15 protein-coding genes and 1 pseudogene are annotated in these 20,017 nt (G+C 70.0%); 9 read left to right on the top strand and 7 right to left on the bottom strand.

Annotated features, from left to right (window positions below; translation table 11 throughout):
- Positions 1 to 165: 165 nt before the first annotated feature.
- The 4 genes and pseudogenes from AQJ46_RS39355 (at position 166) to AQJ46_RS39370 (ending at position 6,213) form a co-directional block, all read left to right on the top strand.
- A complete protein-coding gene (locus AQJ46_RS39355; protein WP_059210123.1) occupies positions 166 to 1,560 on the top strand; it encodes an ABC transporter substrate-binding protein in 1,395 nt (464 codons plus the stop codon).
- 4 nt (positions 1,561 to 1,564) lie between these two features.
- On the top strand, positions 1,565 to 2,908 hold the full coding sequence (locus AQJ46_RS39360) for a carbohydrate ABC transporter permease (protein WP_059210124.1): 1,344 nt from the start codon (positions 1,565 to 1,567) through the stop codon (positions 2,906 to 2,908).
- The gene (locus AQJ46_RS39365; protein WP_059210125.1) at positions 2,905 to 3,813 is read left to right on the top strand and encodes a carbohydrate ABC transporter permease; all 909 of its coding nucleotides are present in this window, start codon (positions 2,905 to 2,907) and stop codon (positions 3,811 to 3,813) included. Before AQJ46_RS39360 ends, AQJ46_RS39365 begins: the two co-directional genes overlap by 4 nt.
- 140 nt (positions 3,814 to 3,953) lie before the next feature.
- Positions 3,954 to 6,213: pseudogene (locus AQJ46_RS39370) on the top strand (bifunctional glycosyltransferase/CDP-glycerol:glycerophosphate glycerophosphotransferase).
- Between the two features lie 88 nt (positions 6,214 to 6,301).
- Here AQJ46_RS39370 and galE read toward each other — a convergent pair.
- On the bottom strand, positions 6,302 to 7,282 hold the full coding sequence (gene galE, locus AQJ46_RS39375; RefSeq protein ID WP_059210126.1) for a UDP-glucose 4-epimerase GalE: 981 nt from the start codon (positions 7,280 to 7,282) through the stop codon (positions 6,302 to 6,304).
- A gap of 96 nt (positions 7,283 to 7,378) precedes the next feature.
- Positions 7,379 to 7,855: a MarR family winged helix-turn-helix transcriptional regulator gene (locus AQJ46_RS39380; RefSeq protein WP_059210127.1), complete on the bottom strand. Its 477-nt coding sequence runs from the start codon at positions 7,853 to 7,855 to the stop codon at positions 7,379 to 7,381.
- Positions 7,856 to 7,980: 125 nt separating this feature from the next.
- On the opposite strand from AQJ46_RS39380, the gene AQJ46_RS39385 reads away from it, so the two are divergent.
- Together AQJ46_RS39385 and AQJ46_RS39390 are read left to right on the top strand one after the other, a co-directional pair.
- Positions 7,981 to 8,394, top strand: a complete 414-nt coding sequence (locus AQJ46_RS39385) for an organic hydroperoxide resistance protein (RefSeq protein ID WP_057610787.1) — start codon at positions 7,981 to 7,983, stop codon at positions 8,392 to 8,394.
- 149 nt (positions 8,395 to 8,543) lie between these two features.
- On the top strand, positions 8,544 to 9,476 hold the full coding sequence (locus AQJ46_RS39390; RefSeq protein WP_059210128.1) for an ADP-ribosylglycohydrolase family protein: 933 nt from the start codon (positions 8,544 to 8,546) through the stop codon (positions 9,474 to 9,476).
- 25 nt (positions 9,477 to 9,501) lie between these two features.
- Here the strand turns inward: AQJ46_RS39390 and AQJ46_RS39395 are convergent, their stop codons facing one another.
- Positions 9,502 to 9,765, bottom strand: coding sequence for a YciI family protein (locus AQJ46_RS39395; RefSeq protein ID WP_059210129.1), 264 nt, complete (start codon positions 9,763 to 9,765; stop codon positions 9,502 to 9,504).
- A gap of 99 nt (positions 9,766 to 9,864) precedes the next feature.
- Between AQJ46_RS39395 and AQJ46_RS39400 the strand changes: the two genes are divergently transcribed.
- The gene (locus AQJ46_RS39400; protein WP_059210130.1) at positions 9,865 to 10,566 is read left to right on the top strand and encodes a Crp/Fnr family transcriptional regulator; all 702 of its coding nucleotides are present in this window, start codon (positions 9,865 to 9,867) and stop codon (positions 10,564 to 10,566) included.
- A 7-nt stretch (positions 10,567 to 10,573) separates the two neighbouring features.
- On the opposite strand, the gene AQJ46_RS39405 is transcribed toward AQJ46_RS39400, so the two are convergent.
- Positions 10,574 to 11,212 (bottom strand): TetR/AcrR family transcriptional regulator, encoded by a 639-nt coding sequence (locus tag AQJ46_RS39405; RefSeq protein WP_199873722.1) that lies wholly within the window; start codon positions 11,210 to 11,212, stop codon positions 10,574 to 10,576.
- Positions 11,213 to 11,469: 257 nt separating this feature from the next.
- Here AQJ46_RS39405 and AQJ46_RS39410 point away from each other — a divergent pair, with 257 nt between their 5' ends.
- On the top strand, positions 11,470 to 12,387 hold the full coding sequence (locus AQJ46_RS39410) for an ABC transporter permease (protein ID WP_057610783.1): 918 nt from the start codon (positions 11,470 to 11,472) through the stop codon (positions 12,385 to 12,387).
- A complete protein-coding gene (locus AQJ46_RS39415) occupies positions 12,380 to 13,195 on the top strand; it encodes an ABC transporter ATP-binding protein (protein ID WP_057610782.1) in 816 nt (271 codons plus the stop codon). The genes AQJ46_RS39410 and AQJ46_RS39415 overlap by 8 nt, the downstream gene beginning before the upstream one ends.
- 79 nt (positions 13,196 to 13,274) lie before the next feature.
- On the opposite strand, the gene AQJ46_RS39420 is transcribed toward AQJ46_RS39415, so the two are convergent.
- The 3 genes from AQJ46_RS39420 to AQJ46_RS39430 form a co-directional block, all read right to left on the bottom strand.
- On the bottom strand, positions 13,275 to 18,224 hold the full coding sequence (locus tag AQJ46_RS39420; protein WP_059210131.1) for an NAD-glutamate dehydrogenase: 4,950 nt from the start codon (positions 18,222 to 18,224) through the stop codon (positions 13,275 to 13,277).
- A 471-nt stretch (positions 18,225 to 18,695) separates the two neighbouring features.
- Positions 18,696 to 19,361 carry an HAD family hydrolase gene (locus AQJ46_RS39425; protein ID WP_059210132.1) on the bottom strand — a complete coding sequence of 222 codons (666 nt, stop codon included), beginning with the start codon at positions 19,359 to 19,361 and terminating at the stop codon, positions 18,696 to 18,698.
- Between the two features lie 88 nt (positions 19,362 to 19,449).
- Entirely contained in the window at positions 19,450 to 19,965 is a 516-nt protein-coding gene (locus AQJ46_RS39430) for a DUF6912 family protein (protein WP_059210133.1), read from the bottom strand.
- Positions 19,966 to 20,017: the final 52 nt, after the last annotated feature.

The raw sequence follows: 20,017 nt of genomic DNA on the forward strand, positions 1-20,017 counted from the left end.
GCCCCCGAACGACGCGTGCCCCGACGCACCGGCACTGGTCACGACGGCATCACGATCTTCCAGTTGACAGCGGACGCCCACTTGCCGACCTCGTTCCCCCGGCGTAGACCAGTTCGCACGGGACAGCCCTCGAACGTTCGACGAGGAACGAAGAACGGGGTCGTGATGCGCAGCACGAGCAGCACCAACTGGCAGCCCAGGTCAGCGAACAGGGCTGCCGCGAAAACGGCGGCCGCCGCCCTCGCGGCAGCCCTCGCCCTCTCGCTCACCGCATGCGGCGGAGACGACGACAAGAGCAGTGACACGGGCGCGACAGGCGGCAAGGAGACGGGTACCAGCGTCACCCTGCCCAAGCTGAACGGCCAGAGCCTCCAGGTCGCCGCCGTCTGGAGCGGCGAGGAGCAGGCCAACTTCAAGAAGGTCCTGGCGGAGTTCGAGAAGCGCACCGGCGCCAAGGTGACCTTCGTGCCCGCCCAGGACCCGATCGTGAACTTCCTGGGTTCGAAGGTCGCGGGCGGCCAGCCGCCGGACATCGCGATGCTTCCGCAGCCGGGTGCCATCAAGCAGGCCGTGGACAAGAAGTGGGCCAAGCCCCTCGGCGCCGAGGCCAAGGCCGAGCTCGCCAAGAACTACTCGCAGGGCTGGCAGGACATCGGCAAGATCGGCGGCACCCAGTACGGCGTCTACTACAAGGCCGCCAACAAGTCCCTGATCTGGTACAACGCCCAGGTCTTCGAGAACGCGGGCGCCACCGAGCCGAAGACCTGGGACGAACTGCTCACCACCGCCCAGACGGTCTACGACTCGGGTGTGACCCCGTTCTCCGTCGGCGGCGCCGAGGGCTGGACCCTGACGGACTGGTTCGAGAACATCTATCTCTCCCAGGCGGGCCCGGAGAAGTACGACCAGCTGGCCAAGCACGAGATCAAGTGGACGGACCCGTCCGTGAAGGACGCGCTGACCACGCTGGCCCAGGTGTGGGGCAAGAAGGACTATGTCGCGGGCGGCGCGAAGGGCGCGCTGCAGACGGACTTCCCGGCCTCGGTGACGCAGACCTTCACCGGCGGCGACCAGCCCAAGGCGGCGATGGTCTACGAGGGCGACTTCGCGCAGGTCAACATCCAGACGGCCAAGGCGAAGGTCGGCACGGACGCGAAGGTGTTCCCGTTCCCGAAGGTCGGTGACACCGCCCCCGTGGTCTCCGGCGGCGACGCGGCCGTGATCCTGAAGGACTCCAAGGCGTCGCAGGCGCTGGCGACCTTCCTGGCCTCGCCCGACGCGGCGACCATCCAGGCCAAACTGGGCGGCTATCTCTCGCCGAACAAGAGCGTGGACATCTCGGTGTATCCGAACCCGGTGCAGCAGAAGATCGCCAAGGCGCTGATCGACTCCGGTGACGACTTCCGCTTCGACATGTCCGACCAGGCCCCGCAGGCCTTCGGCGGCACCCCCGGCAAGGGCGAGTGGAAGGCGCTCCAGGACTTCCTGACGAACCCGAAGGACATCGCGGGCACGCAGGCCAAGCTGGAGGCCGACGCGGCGGCCGCCTACGGGAACTGACGCGATGACAGCGGCCACCGAGGCAGGGGTCCCTCCGGCCCCTGCCTCCCCCAAGTCGCGCAAGAGCGTGACCGGCACACGCAGGATCGTGGCAGCGATGTTCCTGCTGCCCGCCCTCGTGCTGCTGGGCGCGCTCGTGGTCTACCCCATCGGGTACTCGATCGTCCGCAGCTTCTACAACCAGTCCGGCGACGGATTCGCCGGAATCGACAACTACAAGGCCCTGTTCACCGACGACGGCATCCGCACGGCCCTGAAGAACAACATCATCTGGGTGGTGTTCGCGCCGACGATCGCCACCGCGCTCGGGCTGGTCTTCGCGGTGCTGACCGAACGGGTGCGCTGGGGAACGGCGTTCAAGCTGGTCGTCTTCATGCCGATGGCGATCTCGATGCTGGCGGCGGGCATCATCTTCCGGCTCGTCTACGACCAGGACCCGGACAAGGGATTCGCGAACGCGGTGTGGGTGGGCGTGCACGACACGTTCAGTCAGGCCTCGGCGTTCCCGAAGGCGCACCCCGGCCGTGAGTCGCCGCTGGTGGCTCAGGGGGGCGGGTTCATCACCAAGACGACCGTCCGCACCGGCGGCACGGTCACCCTGCCCCTGGTGGGCGTCGCCCCGGACCAGATGCCCGGCGACGCGAAGAAGGCCGTGGCACCCCAGGCCGACCCGGGCAGGATCACCGGCACGACCTGGCAGGACTTCACCCGCGGCAAGGGTGTCGGCACGCTGGGCGGGGTCGACCCGAGCGAACTCGGTTACCCCGGCATGAAGATCGAGGCGGTCAAGGACGGCAAGGTCGTCGAGACGGCGAAGGCCGGGGACGACGGCACGTTCTCCTTCTCGGAGAAGGCCGACGGGGCCCAACTGCGGCTTCCGGCGAGCAACTTCAAGGAGGCCTACAACGGGCTGGACTGGCTCGGCCCGTCGCTGGTGACACCGGCGATCATCGGGTCGTACATCTGGATGTGGGCCGGTTTCGCGATGGTGCTGATCGCGGCCGGGCTCGCGGGCATTCCCCGCGAACTCCTGGAGGCGGCCCGGGTCGACGGCGCGAGCGAGTGGCAGGTCTTCCGCAGGGTCACGGTCCCGCTCCTCGCGCCCGTTCTCGCGGTCGTCACCGTGACCCTGATGATCAACGTCCTGAAGGTCTTCGACCTGGTCTTCATCATCGCCCCTGGCTCCTCGCAGGACGACGCGAACGTCCTCGCCCTGGAGCTCTACCGCAAGGGCTTCGCCGAGGACCAGCCGGGCATCGCGAGCGCCATCTCGGTGTTCCTGCTGCTGCTGGTGATCCCGGTGATGTGGTTCAACATTCGTCGGCTCAGGCGGGAGGTACGGCGATGACCACTCAGGCCGAAAGGCTTCCCGAGACGGCACCGGCCGACGGGGTGAAGGCGAAGCAGTCGCTCGGCTCACGGCTCGTCGAGCGGGTCAGCGGCGGGCTGATCAGCGTCGTCCTCGTCCTCGTCGGCCTGTTCTGGCTGGTGCCGACGATCGGGCTGCTGATCTCCTCGCTGCGCAGCCCGCAGGACCTCGCCGCGACCGGCTGGTGGAAGGTCTTCACCGAGCCGTCCCAGATGACCCTCGACAGCTACGACAAGCTGCTCCACAACAGCGACATCACCGGCTCCATCGTCAACACCGTGCTGATCACGGTCCCGGCGACGGTCCTGGTGATCGTCATCGGCGCGCTCGCGGGCTATGCGTTCGCGTGGATGGAGTTCCCGGGCCGCGACTGGTGGTTCATGGGCGTGGTCGGTCTGCTGGTGGTGCCGGTCCAGGTGGCGCTGATCCCGATCGCCGAACTCTTCGGCAAGCTGGGCCTGTTCGGCAACATCTTCGGGGTGATCCTCTTCCACACGGGCTTCGGTCTGCCCTTCGCGGTGTTCCTGCTGCGGAACTTCTTCGCGGAGATCCCCCGCGAACTCCTGGAGGCGGCAAGGCTCGACGGTGCGGGTGAACTGCGCCTGTTCGCGCGGGTGGTGATGCCGCTCGGCGCGCCCGCGATCGCGAGCCTGGGCATCTTCCAATTCCTGTGGGTGTGGAACGACATGCTGATCGCCCTGGTGTTCACGGACGCGGACAGCCAGCCGATCACGGTCGCCCTGCAGACCCAGATGCGCGCCTTCGCCGACAACGTCGACGTCCTGGCACCGGGCGCGTTCATCTCCATGGTGATCCCGCTGCTCGTGTTCTTCGCGTTCCAGCGGCAGTTCGTGTCCGGCGTGATGGCGGGCGCGGTCAAGTAGCCCGTGCGAAAGCCGACTTGAAGGGGCGGGCCGGTACCGGTCCGCCCCTTCGCGTTCGCCCGAATGCCGTACGGACCGTAACCAAGCTCCTCCATGGGGCGTTCCCGGGCAGAACTGCCGCGCCGACCCATGGATGTGCCGTGCCCAGGTTCAGTGTCATCGTCCCCGCGTACAAGGTTCAGGCGTATCTGCCCGCATGCCTGGAATCGGTGCTGTCACAGTCGTACGAGGATCTGGAACTGATCGTGGTCGACGACCGCTCGCCGGACGCGTGCGGCGAGATCGCCGACGAGTTCATGGCCCGCGATCCGCGTGTCCGGGCGGTTCACCTGGCGCGGAACAAGGGGCTCGGCCTCGCCCGCAACGCGGGGATCTCGGAGGCGACGGGCGACTACCTGGTCTTCCTGGACGGCGACGACACCCTCACCCCGCACGCGCTGCGGGCGATCGCCGACCGGCTGAAGGAGACGGGCGAACCGGACGTCCTGCTCTACGACCACGCGCTCGTCCCCTGGTCGGGCGAGACCGTCCGCACCGCCTTCACAGGGCAGCTCACCGAGCAGGGCCCGGCCCCCTTCCTCCTGGAGGACCGCCCGGGGCTGCTGCGGGCACCGACGACGGCCTGGAACATGGCGTACCGCGGGGAGTTCGTCGAAGGCGGGGGGCCTCGCCTTCCCGCCCGGCCACCACGCGGACACGCCCTGGACGTACCAGGTCCTGATGAGCGCCGAGTCGATCGCCACCCTGGACCGGGTCTGCGTCCACCACCGGCAGCGCCGACTGAGCCGGGCCCTCGGCACGGCCTACCACTTCGACATCTTCGACCAGTACGACAGGGTCTTCGCCCACGTCGACTCGCGCCCCGAACTCGCGCGGTGGCGGCCGGTGTTGTTCCACCGCATGGTGGACGACCTATGGGCGGTGTTCGCCGGGCGGGACCGTCTCCCGCGCGGCAGCCGTGCCGAGTTCCTGCGGCGGGCCCGCGACCACTACCGCGCCCACCGCACCCCGGGCCACCCGGTGCCGGCGCGCTCCTGGCTGCGCCACCAGGTGCTCCGCCTGGGCCTGTACCGCACCTACCGGGTCGTCGAACTGGCGCGGCGGCTCGGGCAGCGTGCCACCGGGCCGGTCGTCCGCCTCGCCGGGGCCCTGCGCGCGGCGGCCCTCCGGCTCCACTACCGCGTCCAGCTGTGCCTCCCCCTGCGCGAGGACCGGGCCGTCTTCGCCGCGTACGGAGGTCGCGGCCACGGCTGCAACCCGGGCGCGCTGGAGGAGGCGTTCCGCACCTTCGCCCCGCACCTCCGCACCGCGTGGATCGCCCGTCCCGAGCACCACCACACGATCCCGACCGCGACTCTCCGGCTGCGCCCCGGCACGGCCGCCTACTGGACGGCGCTCGCCCGCTCCAAGTACCTCGTGAACAACACCGACTTCGACAGCCGCCTGGTCAAGCGCCCCGGCCAGGTCCTCGTCCAGACCCAACACGGCACGCCGCTCAAGCACATGGGCCTGGACCTCCAGGAACGCCCGGCAGCGGCAGGGGACTTGGACTTCGACGAGATGCTGAGCGGCGTCGACCAGTGGGACTACCTGCTGTCCCCCAACCGCCACACCACCCTGACCTGGGAACGCGTCTTCCCCGGCGGCTACACCGTGCTCCCCTACGGCTGTCCCCGCAACGACGTGTTCCAGCGGGCGACTTCGCAGGACGTACGGCGGCTGCGCGAGTCCCTCGGCATTCCCGAGAGGTCGGTCGCGATCCTGTACGCGCCGACCCACCGCGACTACCGCCGCACCCAGCGCGCCACCCTCGACCTCGACCGCCTCCTGCGCCGGCTGGGCCCCCGCTTCGTCGTGCTGGCCCGCGCCCACCACCGCCACGGCGGCCCGCTCGCCTCCCCCGCGACCGGCCGGGTCATCGAGGTCAGCGACCACCCGAGCGTCGAGTCCCTGTGTCTGGCCTCGGACGCCCTGGTCACCGACTACTCGTCCCTGATGTTCGACTACGCCAACCTGGACCGCCCGATCGTGATCCACGCCGAGGACCAGGAGGCGTACGAGGCGGCCCGCGGCACCTACTTCGACCTGCGGTCCTTCCCGCCGGGCGCGGTCGCGCGCAGCGAGGACGAACTGACCGACATCTTCGCCACCGGCCACTGGCACGGCTCCCGCTCCACCCAGCTGCGCTCGGCGTTCCGGGAGCGCTTCTGCCCGTACGACGACGGCCGCGCCTCCGAGCGGGTCGTACGCCATGTCGTCCTGGGCGAGACCGAGTTGCCCCCGGTGATCCCGCTCGCCGAGCGTCACCCGGTGCCGTCGGCGGCGGCGGCGCTCGACCGCTTCCCGCTGGCCACCGTGCCCCTTCCCGCGACGGCCACGCCCGTCACCGAGCCCCACTAGAAGGGGCCCCCGTGCCGTCCAGCCCGTCCCATCCCACACCGACCCGTCCGTCCACCTGGCGCCCGGTGGGACGACCGGGGCGCCCGCCCTACCCCCGGGCCGCCTCCGGATGCAGCCGTACCCAGCCCTCCCAGGCCGACGCGATCATGTCCTGGACGTCGTGTTTGGCCTTCCAGCCGAGTTCTGTGGCCGCCAGGTCGGCCGAGGCGACGACTCGGGCCGGGTCTCCGGGGCGGCGGGGAGTGACCGTCGGGGGGCGGTCGTAGCCGGTGAGGGCGTTGATGTGGTCGATCATCTCGCGGACGGAGACCCCCTCGCCGCGGCCGATGTTGACGGTGAGGCCGCGGCCGGGGGATGACTGCAGGGCGCGGGCCGCGGCCACATGGGCCTCGGCCAGGTCGGCGACGTGGATGTAGTCGCGGACGCAGGTGCCGTCGGGGGTGTCGTAGTCGTCCCCGAAGATGCGCGGGGCCGCGTTGGCCGTGAGCTTCTCGAAGACCATCGGGACGATGTTGAAGACGCCCGTGTCGGCCAGTTCGGGGCTCGCCGCTCCCGCCACGTTGAAGTAGCGGAGGCAGGCCGTGGAGAGGCCTGTCGCACGGCCCGTCGCGCGGACCAGCCACTCACCGGCCAGCTTGGTCTCGCCGTACGGGGACATCGGCGCGCACGGGGTCTCCTCCGTCACCAGCGGGACGTCCGGCATGCCGTACACCGCCGCGGAGGACGAGAAGACGAAGGAGGGCACCCCGGCCGCCGTCACCGCCTCCAGGAGCACGCGCAGGCCCTCGACGTTCTCCCGGTAGTAGTGGAGCGGCAGATCCACCGACTCGCCGACCTGCTTCTTCGCCGCGAGGTGGACCACGCCGGTGACCTCGTGGTCCGCCAGGGTGTGCGCGATCCGCTCGGCGTCCAGCGTGGAGCCCACCACCAGCGGCACGTCGGCCGGCACGCGCTCGGCGACGCCGGTGGACAGATCGTCGTACACGACCGCCTGCTCGCCCGCCTCGGTCATCGCCCTCACGACGTGCGCACCGATGTAGCCGGCGCCGCCGGTGATCAGCCAGGTCATGTACGGCCGTCCCCTCTTCGGTTGACCCGTGTCCGCGTCTCAGTGAATCAGGCGGGTGGGGCCGGCGGGTGTCACTGCGGTGACCGCGAGTAAGTGTCAGTCCTCGTCGGGCAGCTCGACGTGCACCGCCGCGTCCAGGGCCGAGGTGAGCTGGTCGAGGCGGGCCCGCAGGTCGCGGATCTCGTCCACGTCGAAGCTGGTCGCCGAGACGATCCGGCGCGGCACCTGCACCGCGCGCTCGCGCAGGGCGACACCCTGCTCGGTGAGCCGCACCTCCACCGAGCGCTCGTCGCGGGCACTGCGCTCGCGCCGGACCAGGCCGGCCGTCTCGAGTCGCTTGAGGAGCGGGGACAGGGTGCCCGAGTCGAGCCGCAGGTGCTCGCCGAGCTTCTTGACGGGCAGGTCGCCGTGCTCCCACAGCACCAGCAGCACCAGGTACTGCGGGTAGGTGATCCCCAGATCCTTGAGGATCACTCGGTAGACGCTGCCGAAGGCGCGGGAGGCCGCGTTCAGGGAGAAGCAGATCTGCTGGTCGAGGCGGAGCCAGTCGGTGGCGGTCGGTGGCGTGGTCATGTCTCCAGGATAGCTCTTGCGGGCCATTTAGTTGTACACAACTGAATTGTGTGCTCTACTCGTAACCGTGAGGCGGCGCGGAAGAGCCGCCTCACGGACGAGAACTTCGAGAGGGATGGTCTTTCATGGACGCGCTCTACACCGCTGTCGCCACCGCCACCCACGGCCGCGACGGCCGGGCCTACACGAACGACGGCAAGATCGACGTCGCGCTGGCCCCGCCGGTGGAGCTGGGCGGCAACGGACAGGGCACCAACCCGGAGCAGCTGTTCGCCGCCGGTTACGCCGCCTGTTTCGGCAGCGCCCTCGGCGTCGTCGGCCGCCAGGCCAAGGTGGACGTCAGCGACGCCGCCGTCACCGCCGAGGTCGGCATAGGCAAGCAGGGCGAGGGCTTCGGCCTCAAGGTCGCCCTCCGTGTCGAGCTGCCCGACTCCGTGGACGCGGAGACCGGCCGCAAGCTCGTCGAGCAGGCCCACCAGGTCTGCCCCTACTCCAACGCCACCCGCGGCAACATCGAGGTCGAGCTCGTCATCGAGTAGGTCCAGGAACCCGACTCCGCAACCGCGGTACGACCGGAGCGGCCGGGCGCGGCACCGGGGGTCGCACGAGGGCTTGCCCGCGCGGACGGCCCACCACTCAGGGCCGACCCGCGCGGATGGCCGTAACTGCCCGGGGCTAGCCTGCGCGGATGGTCGTTCGCGCAGAGCGCGCCCTGGGCGCCGTCATCGGTTCTGCCGTGGGGGACGCGCTGGGCGCCCCCTTCGAATTCGGGCCGGAGGGTGCCTTCTCGGACCGCTTTCCCGAGCCGGGGCACGGCAGCGAGATGTGCGGAGGCGGCGGCTGGGACCCGGGCGAGGCGACCGACGACACGCAGATGGCGGTCCTGGTCGCCGAGTCCCTGGTGGAGTGCGACGGACTCGAACTCCCCGACATCTTTCGGCGGTTCCAGCGGTGGGCGGCGGCGGAGCCGAAGGACATCGGCCTCCAGACCGAGGCCGTGCTGAGCAGCGGCGACCCTTGGGACACCGCCGCCGCACTCCACTTCCAGGTGAGCCAGCGAGCCGCAGGGAACGGCGCGCTGATGCGAGCGGCCCCCTCCGCCGTGCACTTTGCTCCTCACGGCCGCGAGGCCACCATGGACGCCGCCCGCCGGCTCGCCGCCCTCACCCACGGCGACCGGGCGGCCTGGGAGGGCACGGCCGTCTTCCACGAGCTGATACGGGTGGCCCTCGCCGGTGACGACCCGCTGGACGCCGTGGCGGCCACCCTCGACGCGGTCCACCCGGAGCACCGCCCGCGCTACGCCACCGTCCTGGCCACCGACTGGCACCCCGACCAGGCCACGGAGTTCAACGGCGCCGTCTGGCCCTGCCTGGGCTCCGCGGTCTGGGCCCTGCGCACGACGACCTCGTACGAGACGGCCGTACGCGCCGCGATCGACCTGGGCGGCGACACGGACACGGTGGCAGCGGTGACGGGCGGCCTGGCCGGAGCGGTGTACGGCCTCACGGCCGTCCCGGAGCGCTGGACAGCACCCCTGCACGTACCACTGCCGGGCTTCGCCGACCGGGTGCTGACAGCGTCCGACTTGGCGAGCCTCACCCATCGCCTCACCGGCTGACAGGCGACACTCCGCCGAGACCCCCTCAGACACCCACGATCGGCGCCCACTCCCGAATCGCGCGCACCTCGACTCCCGGTGTGCGCCGGTAGTACGGATCCGCCTCCAGAATCTCCTCCAGCTCCGCCCGCCCCACGGCGAACAGCAGCATCGCCCCCTGGTCGTCCTCCCACGGCCCCGCGGCAAACAGCCTCCCCTCGGCATGCAGGCGGCCGAGCGTCTCACGGTGGGCGGGGCGGGCGGCAAGGCGTTCGGGCGCGGGCGTGAAGGCGAGTTCCACGACGAGCACAAGGTCCCCTTTCCAGGGCAACGGGCCGACGCGACCGACGTTAGGCTCGGCCCGCCGTACAGGTCTGCATCAGCCGATACAGCGAGGAGAGGAGCCGTCATGTCCGCACCCGACTGGCGGCGCCTGCAGGGCGTCCCGCTCTTCGCCACACTCCCCGAAGCCGGCCTGCGCCGCCTGTGGGAGACCTCGGTCCCCCGCCACTACGCCCCCGGCGAGACCCTGCGCAGCCAAGGCACCCCCGCCGACCATCTGCTCGTCCTGCTCGACGGCACCGCATCCGCGTCCGCCACGACCACCGCCGGACGCGTCATACGGTTCGGGACGTGGGCCGGTCCCTGCGCCCTCGACAAGGTCGCGCTGCTCGACGGAGCCGGCCACACGGCCACCTTCACCGCGCTCACCCCCTGCGCCGTACGGGCCGTCCCGCGCGGCCGGTTCACGACCCTGCTCGACGACTCCGCGACCGTACGCGCCCACGTCTTCCGGCTCCTCGCCACCCAGGCCCGCGCCCAGCAGGAACGGCTCACCGACACGGCCACCCTCCCCTGCGAGGCCCGCCTCGCAACCTGGCTGCTGGACGGCCTCGCCCGGGACGGAACCGACGGCCACGTCCCCCTCCCCGGCGGTCAGCGCGAACTCGCCGACCTGCTCGGAGTCACCCGCGTCACGGTCAACCGTGCGCTGTCCCGGCTCAGGCGGGACGGAATCGTCGGTCCCACGCAGAGCGGCGGCCGGATCCGGGTGCTCGCCCCGGAACTCCTCGCCCTGCGCGCGGCGCCGCACACCCGCCACGGCCGCTGAGGCGGGCTCAGAGCGCCTTCAGCGCCTCCGTCGTCGCCCGCGCCAGTGCCGCGAGATATCCCTTGGGCAGCTTCGGACTGCGGATCACCACGGAGCGCCAGTACAGGGGGCCGGAGATCAGATCCAGGGCCAGCTCGTCGTTGAAGCCCGTGCGGAGCTCCCCCCGCTGCTCCGCCGCCGTGACGATCTTGCTGGCGACGCCCTCCTGGCCCTTCTGCAACGCGTTCTGCAGGGCCTCGGCGATCTCGGGGTTGCGGGCCGCCTCGGCCTGCAGGTCCGGGATGATCTGCGAGGCCACGGGGTGGCGCAGCGCCCGGGACGTCACCTCGTACAGCATCCGCAGGTCGTCCTCGAGCGAGCCCGTGTCCGGCACCGGCAGGCCCATCACCGCGATCTCCGAGACGACGTCGAGGACCAGGTGCAGCTTGGAGCGCCAGCGGCGGTAGACCGCGGTCTTGCCGACACCCGCGCGGCGCGCGATGCCCTCGATCGACATCCGTGCGTATCCGGCGGCCGCGAGCTCCTCGAAGACAGCTGCCCGAATGGCTTCCGTCACATCCTCGCGAAGTACGGCGGCTCCTGCCGGGGCACGGCGGCGCGGACGGGTCGGCGGCGCGTCGGCGTTGGTCGTCATACGGACCAGCATAGGGCGTAGCGACGAAACGGTCCCGTCCCGACGCGCGTCGCCGGGCGGGCGCGTTACGACGATACGGTTACGTTCCATCGTCATCCGTCACGACGAAACGGTTGCGTTCCGACGCTCACTCGTCCTACGCTCACGTTGCGACGATACGGTCCCGTCCCGACGTAAGAGAACGTGAAGAGTCACGTAAGGAAACGTCGGATGACGGGCCCGCCGACCGCACGCGCACCACCCCCACCCCCCGAGTGAAAGCAGCGGATGTGAGCCAGGTCCTCGACACACCGCCCCCGACAGCGCCCCCGACCGACGGCGACCTCGCGGCCCTGGCCGCCCGGTACGGCCTCGCGGTCAGCGGCGCACGTCCCTCGCTGCCGGAGTACGTCCGCCAGTTGTGGGCGCGGCGCCACTTCATCACCGCGTTCTCGACCGCCAAGCTCACCGCGCAGTACAGCCAGGCGAAGCTGGGCCAGGTCTGGCAGGTCATGACCCCGCTGCTGAACGCGGCGGTGTACTACTTCATCTTCGGCGTGCTGCTGGGCACCAAGAGGAACGTGCCGGACTACGTCCCGTTCCTGGTCACGGGCGTGTTCATCTGGACGTTCACGCAGAGCTCGATCATGGCGGGCACCCGCGCGATCTCCGGCAACCTCGGCCTCGTGCGCGCCCTGCACTTCCCGCGGGCCGCGCTGCCGATCTCGTTCGCCCTCCAGCAGCTCCAGCAGCTGCTCTTCTCGATGGCCGCCCTGGTCGTCATCCTGCTCTGCTTCGGTGTGCCCATCGCCGCGTCCTGGCTGCTGGCGATCCCGGCGCTGGTCCTTCAGTCCACGTTCAACGCGGGCGTCTCGATGATCATGGCGCGGATGGGTGCCAAGACGCCGGACATCGCGCAGCTGATGCCGTTCGTCCTGCGCACCTGGATGTACGTCTCCGGCGTGATGTGGAGCATCGACAAGCTGGCCAAGGGCCACCACGACTGGCCGTCCTGGGTGGTCCCCGTCCTCCAGGCCAACCCGGCCGCCGTCTACATCGACCTGATGCGCTACTCCCTGATCGACAGCTTCCACGCGAGCCAGCTGCCGCACCACGTGTGGGCGCTCGCAGTGGGCTGGGCGCTGGTCGCCGGCGTCGGTGGCTTCATCTACTTCTGGAAGGCTGAGGAGACGTACGGCCGTGGCTGACATCGAGAACGACAAGATCCCCACCGTGGTCGTCGACGGCGTGGACATCGTCTACCGCGTCAACGGCACCGGCGCGGGCAGGGGCTCCGCCACCGCCGCCCTCAACCGCATGATGCGCCGGGGGCAGACCGAGAAGGCAGCGGGCGTACGCAAGGTGCACGCCGTCAAGAACGTGTCGTTCGTCGCCTACAAGGGCGAGGCGGTCGGACTGATCGGCACCAACGGCTCCGGCAAGTCGACTCTGCTCAAGGCGGTCGCGGGTCTGCTCCCGGTGGAGAACGGCCGTATCTACACCGACGGCCAGCCCTCCCTCCTCGGTGTCAACGCGGCCCTGATGAACGACCTCACCGGCGAGCGCAACGTCTACCTCGGCGGCCTCGCGATGGGCATGTCCCGTGAGCAGGTCAGGGACCGCTACGAGGGGATCGTCGACTTCTCGGGCATCAACGAGAAGGGCGACTTCATCACCTTGCCGATGCGCACCTACTCCTCCGGCATGGCGGCCCGCCTGCGTTTCTCCATCGCGGCCGCCAAGGACCACGACGTCCTGCTCATCGACGAGGCCCTCGCCACCGGCGACCGCTCCTTCCAGAAGCGCTCCGAGGCCCGCATCCGCGAGCTGCGGCAGACCGCGGGCACGGTGTTCCTGGTCAGCCACAGCAACAAGTCGATCCGCGACACCTGCGACCGGGTGCTCTGGCTGGAGCGCGGCGAACTGCGCATGGACGGCCCGACCGACGAGGTCCTGGCGGCCTACGAGGACTTCACGGGCGGCCCGGACAAGGCGAAGACGAAGGTCGCGGCCTGACCCACGGCCTCACCTTCCCTCTACGACGACGAGGGTGCCCGGAACCGTGAGGTTCCGGGCACCCTCGTCGTCGTAACGCTTATGAATGCTGCCGCAGCAGCGTCCGCATGGTGCGCATCGCCACCGACAGGTTGGCCAGGTCGAACGAGTCCGAGCCCTGGATCTCGTCCAGGGTGGTGCGCGCCCGGCTCAGGATCGGGGCGTTCTTCTCCTCCCAGGCCTTGAAGCGCTGCTCGGGGGTCGAGGTGCCGTTCCCTACGGCCAGGACGTCCGCGGTGAGCGCCGAGTGGGCCGCGTAGAGGTCCTCACGGATGGAGGCGCGGGCCATGGACTGCCAGCGGTCGGCGCGGGGCAGCTCGATGATGCGGTCCATGAGCTGGGTGATGTGGAGGCGATCGGCGAGGTCGTAGTACACCTCGGCGACGTCCATCGGGTCGCGGCCCATACGGTCGGCCACCGAGACGATGTCCAGCGTCGGGAAGGCGGAGGAGAACCCGGCCACGCGCGTGGCGAGTTCGTCCGGGACGCCGGCGCCCGTCAGCTCGTCGTAGATCTTCTGGTACCACTCCAGGTCGGCGCCCCGCAGCAGCTTCGGCAGCTGCGCCCACACCTGTTCGACGCGGTCACCGAAGAACTCGACGGTCTCGGCGAGCTGGAGCGGCTGCGGCCGGTTGTTGAGCAGCCAGCGCGTGCCGCGCTCGACCAGTCGGCGCGAGTGCAGCCGGATCCGGGTCTGTACGGCGGCCTCGACCTGGTTGTCGAGAGCCTCGACCCCGTCCCACACCACGCCGGAGCGGAAGATCGCGCGGGCCACGGTCTGCGCCCGGACGATCTCCTCGAGCGACGCGCCGGTCTCCTCGCGCAGGCGGTGCAGGTAGGTCGTACCACCGGTGTTGACCGTGTCGTTGACCAGGACGGTCGTGGTGATCTCGCGGTGCAGCGGGTGGTTGTCGATGTGCTCGGGGAACTTCTCACGCAGCGCGGCCGGGAAGTACGTGTGCAGCAGGCCGTGCAGATAGGGGTCGTCCGGCAGCGAGGTGTGCAGCAGCTCCTCGGCGACCGTGATCTTCGTGTACGCCAGCAGGACGGCCGTTTCCGGGCTGGTCAGGCCCTGTGCGGCGCCGAGGCGTTCGCGGATCTGGCGGTCGGTGGGCAGGAACTCCAGGGCCCGGTCGAGGTGGCCCTCGCGCACCAGGTGGCGCATGAAGCGCTGCTGGGCGTGGAGCATGTCCTTGGACTGGGCGAGCGCGTTGGCGATGGCGGTGTTCTGCGCGTAGTTGTTGCGCAGGACCAGGCGGCCGACCTCGTCGGTCATCTCGGCGAGCAGCTTGTTGCGCTGCTTGACCGTCATGTCGCCCTCGGTGACCAGACCGTTGAGCAGGATCTTGATGTTCACCTCGTGGTCGGAGGTGTCCACGCCGGCGCTGTTGTCGATGGCGTCGGTGTTGATCTTTCCGCCGTGCAGCGCGAACTCGATCCGGCCGAGCTGGGTCAGGCCCAGGTTTCCGCCCTCGCCGACGACCCGCACCCGCAGGTCGGCGCCGTCGACCCGGATCGGGTCGTTGGCCTTGTCGCCGACGTCCGCGTGGGTCTCGGTGGAGGCCTTCACGTAGGTGCCGATGCCGCCGTTCCACAGCAGGTCCACCGGTGCCTTGAGGATCGCCTTCATCAGGTCGGCCGGGGTCATCTTGGTGACCTTGTCCTCGATGCCGAGGGCCTCGCGGATGTGGGCGTTGACCTGGATGGCCTTGGCGGTCCGGGGGAAGATGCCGCCGCCCGCCGAGATCAGCTCGGTGTTGTAGTCGGCCCAGCTGGAGCGCGGGAGCTCGAAGACACGGCGGCGCTCGGCGTAGGAGGTGGCCGCGTCGGGCTTCGGGTCGATGAAGATGTGCCGGTGGTCGAAGGCGGCGACCAGGCGGATGTGCTCGGAGAGCAGCATGCCGTTGCCGAACACGTCACCGGACATGTCGCCGATGCCGACGACGGTGAAGTCCTCGGACTGGGTGTCGAGGGCCAGTTCGCGGAAGTGCCGCTTGACGGACTCCCACGCACCGCGGGCGGTGATGCCCATGCCCTTGTGGTCGTAGCCGGCCGAGCCGCCGGAGGCGAAGGCGTCGCCGAGCCAGAAGTTGTACTTCTCGGCCACCCCGTTGGCGATGTCCGAGAAGGTCGCGGTGCCCTTGTCGGCGGCGACGACCAGGTAGGTGTCGTCCTCGTCGTGCCGTACGACGTCGGCGGGCGGGACGACTTCACCGGCCACCATGTTGTCGGTGATGTCGAGCAGCGCCGAGATGAACGTCTTGTAGCTGGCGATGCCCTCGGCCAGCCACGCGTCACGGTCGACGACCGGGTCGGGCAGTTGCTTGGCGACGAAGCCGCCCTTGGCGCCGACCGGCACGATGACGGTGTTCTTCACCATCTGCGCCTTGACGAGGCCGAGGATCTCGGTGCGGAAGTCCTCACGCCGGTCGGACCAGCGCAGACCTCCGCGCGCGACCTTGCCGAAGCGCAGGTGCACGCCTTCGACGCGCGGCGAGTAGACCCAGATCTCGAACGCCGGGCGCGGGGCCGGGAGGTCGGGGATGGCCTGCGGGTCGAACTTCATGGAGACGTAGTCGTGCGGCTTGCCGCCCGCGGCCTCCTGGAAGAAGTTGGTGCGCAGGGTCGCCTTGATGACGGTCAGGAAGGAGCGGAGAATCCTGTCCTCGTCCAGCGAAGCCACCTGGTCGAGGGCCGCGTCGAGCTCCTCCAGGAGGGCGTCCACGAGTTCGTGCCCCGCGCGCTGGCGGTCCGGCGACATCCTTGCCTCGAACAGGGAGACGAGCAGCCGGGTGGTGTGAACGTTGTGGCGGAGGGTGTCCTCCATGTAGTCCTGGCTGAACGTCGAGCCCGCCTGGCGCAGGTACTTGGCGTACGCCCGCAGCACCATCGCCTGGCGCCAGCCCAGGCCGGCACTCAGCACCAGGGCGTTGAAGCCGTCGTTCTCCGCCTTGCCGGTCCAGGTGGCGGCGAAGGCCTCCTGGAAGCGCTCGCGGCCGTCGTCACCGAGGTAGTCGCCGCCGCCGTTCTGCGACTTGGGCATGCGCAGGCCGAAGTCGTAGATCCAGGCGTTACTGCGGTCCGAGCAGCGCAGTTCGTAGGGCCGCTCGTCCGTCACCTCGACGCCGAGCCGGCTGAGGACCGGCAGCACCGCGGACAGGGAGATGGCGTCGCCCTTGCGGTAGATCTTGAAGCGGCGCTCCTCGGGAGCGGCGCCCACCGGCTCGTAGAGGCTGAGCGCGAAGTCGTTCTCCTCGCCCAGCCGTTCGAGGTGGACGAGGTCGGCGACCGCGGAGCGCGGGGTGTGGTCGGCCTTGTAGCCCTCGGGGAAGGCGTTGCCGTAGCGGCGCGACAGCTCGGCGGCGCGCTCCTCGCCGAGTTCGGCGTTGAGCGCCTCGTTCCAGCCGTCGACCCAGGAGCGGGCGGCCTCGACCAGGCGGGCCTCGATGCGCTCCTTGTCGCTGTCGCTGAGCTGCTGCAGCTCGGTGCCCTGCGGAACGCGGACCACGAAGTGCAGCCGGGACAGAATCGACTCGGTGTTCCAGGCCGTGAAGTCGACGCTGATGCCGCCGAGTTCCTCCTTCAGGATGTCGATGATCCTGAGGCGGACGCCGGTGGTGTAGCGGTCACGGGGGAGGTAGACCAGGGCCGAGTAGTAGCGGCCGTACTCGTCCTGGCGCAGGTAGAGGCGCAGCCGCCGCCGCTCCTGGAGGTACAGGACGGAGGTGGCGATGGACTCCAGCTCGTCGGCGGGGGTCTGGAAGAGCTCGTCGCGCGGGTAGGTCTCCAGGATCTGGAGCAGGTCCCGGCCGTCGTGGCTGTTGGGCGAGAAACCGGCCCTTTCGAGCACCTCGTCCACCTTGCGCCGAATGACCGGAACCCGGCGCACCGATTCGGTGTAGGCGGCGGAGGAGAACAGTCCGAGGAAACGGCGCTCACCGATGACGTTGCCGTCCGCGTCGAACTTCTTGACACCGATGTAGTCGAGATACGACGGCCTGTGCACCGTCGCCCGGCTGTTGGCCTTGGTCAGCACGAGCAGCTTGTGCTCGCGGGCCTTCGCGCGGGCGTCGGCGGGCAGCCGCTCGAAGGACGGGCTGACCGGGTGGCCCTCCTCGCCGGCGTGGTGCGGGTCGGAGCGCAGGATGCCGAGGCCGGTGCCGGGGACTGCCGCGAGGGAGTCGTCCGACCTGAGCTGGTACTCCCGGTAGCCGAGGAAGGTGAAGTGGTTGGCGGCCAGCCAGCGCAGCAGCTCGCGGGCCTCGTCGATCTCCATGTCGCGCAGATCGGTGGCGACGGGCTCGGCGGGCAGTTCGTCGGCCATGCGCAGCGCCGCGTCCCGCATCTTCTCCCAGTCCTCGACGGACTCCCGAACGTCGGACAGGACGCGCAGCAGGTCGGCGGTGATCTGCTTCAGGTCGCCGCGGTCGGTCTCGCGGTCGATCTCGACGTGGATCCAGGACTCGGTGTGCGCGTCGTGCGGCAGATCGCCGACGGGCGGGACGGTGAGGACCTCGATGAGCTTGCCGGTGAGGTCACGGCGGACGACGACCTGGGGGTGGATGACGACATGGATGCCGCGCCTCTGCCGGGTCAGCTCATTGGTGACGGAGTCGACGAGGAAGGGCATGTCGTCGGTGACGACCTCGACGACCGTGTGGGTGCACGTCCATCCGTTCTCCTCCACCGTGGGGGTGTGCACCCGCACGTTGGCCGTGCCCTGCGGGCGCGTCTCGCCCAGCCGGAAGTGGGAGAGAGCGGCTCCGTAGATGTCGACCGGGTCGCGGCCGGTGAGGTCTTCCGGGGCCGTGTGCAGGTAGTAGCGCTGGAGGAACGCGAGGACGGTCTCGCTGTCCGGGGTGTCCGGGGTGCGGGGGGTGTCCTCGTCCGTCGTCCCAGTCGGTAGGTGCCCCCCGGCCGGGCTGTTCTCAGCTACCCGTGCGGCCCTCTCGAGCAGCTCGGCCTTGGCTTCGTCCAGCTTGGTCTGCATTGTCCTCTGACTCCTGTCGCGCGCCGTTGCGTGACGTAGAAGGAAGTGCGGTTTCTTCCCCTGCGGCTCGACGCCACGGCCCGGGGTCTCCGGTCTGCTCCGACGCTATGCCGCAGGGTGAGATGAGCGGGGGTATATCAGCCATTCTCGACACGCCCGCCAGGTGTGACGCTGCTCTCTGCCGCGCCGGTGACGAGGGTGTACTCGGCGTCATGAGGGCCCCTACGGCCCCGTCCCGCCCGCGAGGACCAGCGACCGCCGCCCGGCCACGGAGGTGTTCCGTGCGCACCGGGCGCAGGGCGGGGGCCACAGCGCCCCCGCGAACTATCGCGCTGATCACGCCACCCAGGCTATCGCTCCTTACAGGGGCGCCGTCATGAGCCGTATGTGTACAAAACCGGGGGTGGAACTTTGACACTCTGCACAGTGCCCACGTCGTCTCCAGGCCATGACCTTCTTCGACAGGAGCCGTCACGCCGCTATGCGCTCGGCCTCCGCAACCGCCTCCGCCAGGGTGTCCACCACCGGCACCCCCGCCACCTCGAGACTGGCCCGGCTGTGCGACCCCCCGGTGTAGAGCACGGCTCGCGCCCCGACCCGCATCGCCGCCACCGCGTCGTCCGCGGCGTCCCCGATCACCACGGTCCGGGCCGCCTCGACCCCCACCAGTGCGGTGAGATGCCGCTCCATGTGCTCCGCCTTGCTCCCCCCGGACGGCCCGGTCCGCCCGTCCACCCGCAGGAAGTGCGCCTCGATCCCGAACCCGCGCACCAGCGGCAGCAGCTCGTCGTGCACGTACATGCTGAGGATCGACTGGCTGTGCCCGGCCGACCGCCATCCCGCGAGCAGCTCCACCGCCCCTTCGGTGAGGCCGCACCCGACCCGGTGCTCGGTGTAGTACCGATGGAAGGTCTCGTCCATGACCTCCCACTCCGCGTCGGTGGGCAGCCGGCCGAGCAGCCGCTCGTAGAACTTCGGCACCGGCACGCAGTACAGCGCCCGGTACTGCTCCATCGTGATCGGCGCGAGCCCCAGCTCGCCGAATGCCGCGTTCGTCGCCCCGATGATCGCGTCGTTGTCGTGGAACAGCGTGCCGTTCCAGTCCCAGACGATGTGCGCCCCTGTCAGCTTCCCCATGCCAAAAACGTACCCGCCCCCACTGACAATCAAGAGACGAGCAGGTCAAAGTGGGTAAAACGGCGACCCGGCAGGACGGATCAGGGGCTCAGCCGCCCAGTCCCACCAGATTCGGGATCTCCTGCGTCGCGTACCAGAGCAGCTCGTGGTCCTCGGCCCCGTCCACGACGAACTGCGCGTCGTCGTCCCCGGCGTCGGCCGCCTCCAGCGCGTCCGCGGCGGCGGTGACGTCCTCCTCCGCGTCGTCCGAGTCGACGTGCACCGCGGCCGCCTTGGCCAGCCTCACCGTCCCGGTCACCCGCACCTCACCGAGCGCCGAGGGATCCAGCGCCCGGTCGGGATCGGCGACCGCCGCCCCGTCGGCCACGTCGACGGCCACCACGACCCGGCGCCGCGCGGCCCCGGCGTCCGCCGCGAGCAGCCGTAGCGAGGCCAGTGCGGCCCGGTTGAGCGCCGCGTACTCCAGTTCCTCGATGTCGTCGGAGAGGTACCACTCACGCAGGGCGGGCGTGACGGCGTAGGCGAGGAGCGGTCCGGCCCCCAGCTCACCCGTCTTGTACGCCTCGGCGAGACCGGAGAGGGTCAGGGGGACGTAGACGCGCATGGCTGGCCGCTTTCGTGGTCGGAGAACGTGATCGGAAGGGCTCCGCGAAGGC

The organism is Streptomyces canus, assembly GCF_001514145.1.
Lineage (GTDB): Bacteria > Actinomycetota > Actinomycetes > Streptomycetales > Streptomycetaceae > Streptomyces > Streptomyces canus.

What these genes read in the sequence shown, in the direction of transcription:
- AQJ46_RS39355 (WP_059210123.1), top strand. Translation starts at nt 166, where the DNA reads ATGCGCAGCACGAGCAGCACCAACTGGCAGCCCAGGTCAGCGAACAGG.
- AQJ46_RS39360 (WP_059210124.1), top strand. Translation starts at nt 1,565, where the DNA reads ATGACAGCGGCCACCGAGGCAGGGGTCCCTCCGGCCCCTGCCTCCCCC.
- AQJ46_RS39365 (WP_059210125.1), top strand. Translation starts at nt 2,905, where the DNA reads ATGACCACTCAGGCCGAAAGGCTTCCCGAGACGGCACCGGCCGACGGG.
- galE (WP_059210126.1), bottom strand. Translation starts at nt 7,282, where the DNA reads ATGACCTGGCTGATCACCGGCGGCGCCGGCTACATCGGTGCGCACGTC.
- AQJ46_RS39380 (WP_059210127.1), bottom strand. Translation starts at nt 7,855, where the DNA reads ATGACCACGCCACCGACCGCCACCGACTGGCTCCGCCTCGACCAGCAG.
- AQJ46_RS39385 (WP_057610787.1), top strand. Translation starts at nt 7,981, where the DNA reads ATGGACGCGCTCTACACCGCTGTCGCCACCGCCACCCACGGCCGCGAC.
- AQJ46_RS39390 (WP_059210128.1), top strand. Translation starts at nt 8,544, where the DNA reads ATGGTCGTTCGCGCAGAGCGCGCCCTGGGCGCCGTCATCGGTTCTGCC.
- AQJ46_RS39400 (WP_059210130.1), top strand. Translation starts at nt 9,865, where the DNA reads ATGTCCGCACCCGACTGGCGGCGCCTGCAGGGCGTCCCGCTCTTCGCC.
- AQJ46_RS39405 (WP_199873722.1), bottom strand. Translation starts at nt 11,212, where the DNA reads ATGCTGGTCCGTATGACGACCAACGCCGACGCGCCGCCGACCCGTCCG.
- AQJ46_RS39420 (WP_059210131.1), bottom strand. Translation starts at nt 18,224, where the DNA reads ATGCAGACCAAGCTGGACGAAGCCAAGGCCGAGCTGCTCGAGAGGGCC.
- AQJ46_RS39425 (WP_059210132.1), bottom strand. Translation starts at nt 19,361, where the DNA reads ATGGGGAAGCTGACAGGGGCGCACATCGTCTGGGACTGGAACGGCACG.
- AQJ46_RS39430 (WP_059210133.1), bottom strand. Translation starts at nt 19,965, where the DNA reads ATGCGCGTCTACGTCCCCCTGACCCTCTCCGGTCTCGCCGAGGCGTAC.